Source organism: Paracoccus sp. SSK6 (assembly GCF_039770665.1).
In the GTDB taxonomy this organism is placed as follows: domain Bacteria; phylum Pseudomonadota; class Alphaproteobacteria; order Rhodobacterales; family Rhodobacteraceae; genus Paracoccus.
The window spans coordinates 1-4104 of the sequence record NZ_JBDPNJ010000063.1; the positions used below are offsets into that span (position 1 = coordinate 1).

General features: G+C 53.8%; 4 protein-coding genes. 1 reads left to right on the forward strand and 3 read right to left on the reverse strand.

The annotated features are described in order from the left end of the window. Window positions 1–161: 161 nt before the first annotated feature. Both AAIL68_RS17175 and AAIL68_RS17180 read right to left on the reverse strand, forming a co-directional pair. The gene (locus AAIL68_RS17175) at window positions 162–890 is read right to left on the reverse strand and encodes a replication initiation protein (RefSeq protein ID WP_347140995.1); all 729 of its coding nucleotides are present in this window, start codon (window positions 888–890) and stop codon (window positions 162–164) included. Window positions 891–1141: 251 nt separating this feature from the next. After that, window positions 1142–1357: a hypothetical protein gene (locus tag AAIL68_RS17180; protein ID WP_347140997.1), complete on the reverse strand. Its 216-nt coding sequence runs from the start codon at window positions 1355–1357 to the stop codon at window positions 1142–1144. A gap of 1512 nt (window positions 1358–2869) precedes the next feature. Here AAIL68_RS17180 and AAIL68_RS17185 point away from each other — a divergent pair. Next, window positions 2870–3421 (forward strand): recombinase family protein, encoded by a 552-nt coding sequence (locus AAIL68_RS17185; protein WP_347140999.1) that lies wholly within the window; start codon window positions 2870–2872, stop codon window positions 3419–3421. Between the two features lie 278 nt (window positions 3422–3699). On the opposite strand, the gene AAIL68_RS17190 is transcribed toward AAIL68_RS17185, so the two are convergent. Next, window positions 3700–4104: hypothetical protein (locus AAIL68_RS17190; RefSeq protein WP_347141001.1), on the reverse strand; the 405-nt coding region annotated here is incomplete at its 5' end.

Below are 4104 nucleotides of genomic sequence, written 5' to 3' on the forward strand. Positions count from 1 at the left end.
TAGGCTGAGTTCCGCCATGGGTTCCCCTCTGGATCATTGGACCTGTTCCGGCATGTTCCGAGGAACCTACATTGGATTAGTCCAAAGCAGAAGCCTGTCGTTGCTCCGAGAGAGGATCGCCCAGCGCCGGGAAGTGTAACGCTGCCAAATGGCATTTCCTGCTACAGTTCCGCCTCTGCTGCGATCCGGGCCTGGGGGTCTCTCTGGAACTCGAACCTTAGGGCCTCCACCTTCCGGCCTCTCTTGATGGGTTTCCAGGTCACGGCCCAGCCGTCCTTCTCCTTCAGCTCGTCCAGCGCCGTTTCGATCACCCAGCGCCGTGTCTGGGCGAAGTTGTCTTGATAGCTCTGAGGGGTTTCCATAGCGGCGTGAAACTCAGCCAAGGGGATTTGCCACCAGCCCTTATCGGAGTGCATCTGGAAGTGTTCCAATATCCGCCATGAATATAGGGATCGGAGGGAGCTTGCTTGGGATAGCTGGTAGCTGGTGAACTTGTTTCGGAGGTCCACAAGGTAAGGGGCAATATCAGGATTGAACTTGATCGCCACCCAGCCCTCCCCGGTGGCATAATCAGCCCTACTGAGCCATGAATACCGCTCGACTATAGGTCCGTATTTATGAGGGCGTGTTCTGGTAATATGCCTTGCCAATATCCCATCAGAGGCCCGCTTCAATTCCTTGTAGCTATCAGAAACAGGAAACCCGAAAGCCTCTGAGAAATCCTGAGCCGTTATCTTAATGGGCTTCTCAGGGAGGGCCTTAGAGCGTGGGTTGAGCCGGGCCACAGCCATCATCACCAAACGCTTTTGAGAAAGGGTTAGCTGCTGGGCGGATTGCACCACAGCATTGGCCAAGGTCACTACCTCTTTCCGCTTCTCTGGCACCGTCATAAGTGAGGGACTTCCTGTAACTATGAGAGGCAATGGAAGCCTCACATTAGAGGGTTGGGGAAGGTCGTCAAGCTTGTGGACAGCACAGGAACTAACACACATTTAACAGGAACCATCTCATGCATAGCGGGAACCATCTCACTTTGGTGATGGTATTTACCTTTTAATTCAATGGTATGTCTGCCCTACAAATCTTTACAATCAAGATACAAAGGGGCTGCTTGTGGACAACCCCTCAGTTTTGCCCTCGATCAAGCCGCCTTGGCACCGGACAGGGAAGCGGCATCACCGCCCCAGAGGACAGCGCCCAGCGCCCTACCTTGAGCCCCTGTCAGGTCATGGCCTTCGGGATCGCCCAGAGGGACGCCGAGAACCCGACAGGCTTCATTGATGGTAGAGGCGTCCAGCCCACCGCTGCGGATGATCTGGCGGAGGATGGTCTTTAGGTCTGCTATCTGCTGTTCCATGGTAACTCCAAGAGGCTTAGGAAACCCCATAGAATCAGTAGCTTCTGAGGCTGTCTAGTTTCGCAGGTCCTAGTTAGTGAAACCCATACCTGGGCCACGGACGGCTAAGCAACTGATCTGAATCATAAATGTCCCTGTGATCTTTTTTAAGGAAGCCGCAGAGGCTTATTGGACTGCACCCCATTCAAAGCCCGCCACCCTTGGATTAGCCTCAGACATTCAAAAGAACCCATAGAATAACCTTGAGTCTTTTGACTCACACCTAGGGTTTATTACATGAGGGGGGACTTGACAGGTTTATCAATGGCCGATAACTGGTGGGGGCAGGGGGATACTTAAAGTATGAACCCAAAGAGTTTACCCAAATTCCACGATGATGAAATCATCAAAACTCAAGGTCATTCCTTAGGGTCTCTTTAAGATCATACCTTGAGACTACCTAAGGTAACTCTCTAAGTTCCTACTCTGGGTATATGGGGGATTTGATGGTGATCATCCCCCCCTCTGAGTAACCCTATCCGCCATACCATTGGAAACTCCTTAGGACCCTTCATGCTCATGCCTGGGGGGAATGAACCGGGGGTTCTTCCAACATACGTCCGAATACTGTCCCCCGGTTTCTCCTTTGGACTGATGGAAAATCAATGGGTTAGCTTTAGGGTATCTTGGGTTATCATTTAAAATCAACGCTTTAGGTTTCGCCCTGGTTCTCCTTTGGACTGAGGCAAAAAGCCCCGGCCCTGAGAGGATGACCCAGAGCAGGGGCGATTGATGCTGGTTCCTGGGGCGCATTCTCCGAAGAAGGCTCTAGAAGCGCCTAGGAGGCCCTGAGAGGGCGCTGTGTGGGCTGTCAAGGGTATTTGCGGTGGTAGGGTAGCCTAACCGTTAGACCGCTCTGTGCGGGCTTCCTGTGGCCTCTAAGGGCATATACCATCATGGAGTATCAACACAGGAACAGAACCTTATGAAACCCACTAAGCCAACTTGGCGTCAGCGCCTATCGAAGTGGTGGCACGGAGAGCTCAAGGTTTGGGACACGCCAGGAGTCTTTGGCTTCCACACAGAGCGGCATTGGACTTCGACCGCAGCTCGTAACGTTGCAAGCTTCTACATGCGGCATTGGCAGTGGGTTTGGTCTACCTTGATCGCTCTTGTGGCGCTGGTGGTCTCTATCAAAGCAATCTGAGCCTCAACGAACAACAATAATAACAACAATAAAGGCACCCCTGTTTTTGAAGTCGATCTTGAGAAGGGGGGACGGGGGTATGGGACCCCTATCGGATTTATAAGAAGGCCCGGACCAGCACACCCAGCGCCACCGGCTCTGCTTCCTGTCATCCTTGATCACCTGACCAGACAGAGGAGCATCCCTGCCTCTGCCACCCTGACACTAGGCTTGCTTCATTGTCAGTGACAGAAAGAAGAAAGTGACCATGACAATAGAATGGGGTATTGTCTTTTGTCAGTGTCCATGCTCTAACGTCTTAGACCCTATTGGCAGAGAGTATGACAATGACCGCCATCATCGGATATGCCCGGACCAGCACCACCGAACAGGTTGCAGGCTTTGAGGCCCAGCTTGAGGTTCTGCACCGTGAGGGCTGCACCAAGGTCTTTAAGGAACAGGTTAGCTCTGTTGGTGATCGCCCCCAGCTTCGGGCCTGTCTGGATTATCTGAGGGAAGGTGACACCCTCGTCGTGACCAAGCTGGACCGCCTGGCACGGGACACTAAGCACCTTCTTGAGATGGTCGAGACCCTGACTGCTAAGGGCGTGACCCTCCGTATCCTGAACATGAACATCGACACCAGCACCGCCACCGGCAAGCTGATGCTGACCATGCTTGGGGGGATCGCTGAATTCGAGCGTGAGATGATGCTTGAGCGTCAGCGGGAAGGGATCGCCAAGGCCAAGGCTGAGGGGAAATACAAAGGCCGCAAGCCTGTAGCCATGAGCCAAGCCGAGGTCATCCAGGAGCTTGCCTCTGAGGGCCTGACCAAGGCCGCTATCGCCCAGCGCCTAGGGGTCTCGGAGAGGTCGGTTTACCGGGCCATGAAGGCGTAAACAACTTGTCAAATAGTGTCCTCTATGAAGCTCTTAGCCGAAGTGGAGGACACGAATGGATTACAAGCAAGCGATTGGTGAAGGTATCATAGGGGCTGGAAGCGCCCTCTTGGTAGGTGGGGTATTGCTGCTTTGCCGTTGGCTCTGGATCGGGTTGCGCTCGGACCTGGGCAGGCTCTTTGGAGGGCGGAGGGAAGGCGGCAAGGTTCCCTATCATCTTCAGAGAATTAAGCCCGAGGTCAGGGTGGAACCCAAGATTAGAAGATAATCTTTATAAATCAATGTTTTAGTCTTGACAGGAACCCCCAGAACCCAGCCTTGGCCTGACCTGGGGAACCCCCTGGGCTGGGCTTCTCTGCTTGGTGGGTCAAGGCCAGTATCCGATCTTCTGCCCGGTCCAGCCTCTTTCGAAGGTCCGCCACCGTATCCTGTTCCCGTTCTAGCTGGGCCTCAAGCATCTGCACCTTCACCCTCAGGATTTCCTCAGAGGCAGAAGGAGTTCCGGTAGGTTCCTTAGGTTCCGCTGCCTTGGGTTCCCCTTGGTCCTTAGGGAACACCCTGAATAGCTCTGAGGGGTCAATTCCATAGGTGCCATCCTCATGGCGCTGGGCGGATAGTCTGCCAGCCTTTATTGCCCTGTTGATGGTGGACTTGCTCTTACCGGACACCTTGGCCGCTTGGAC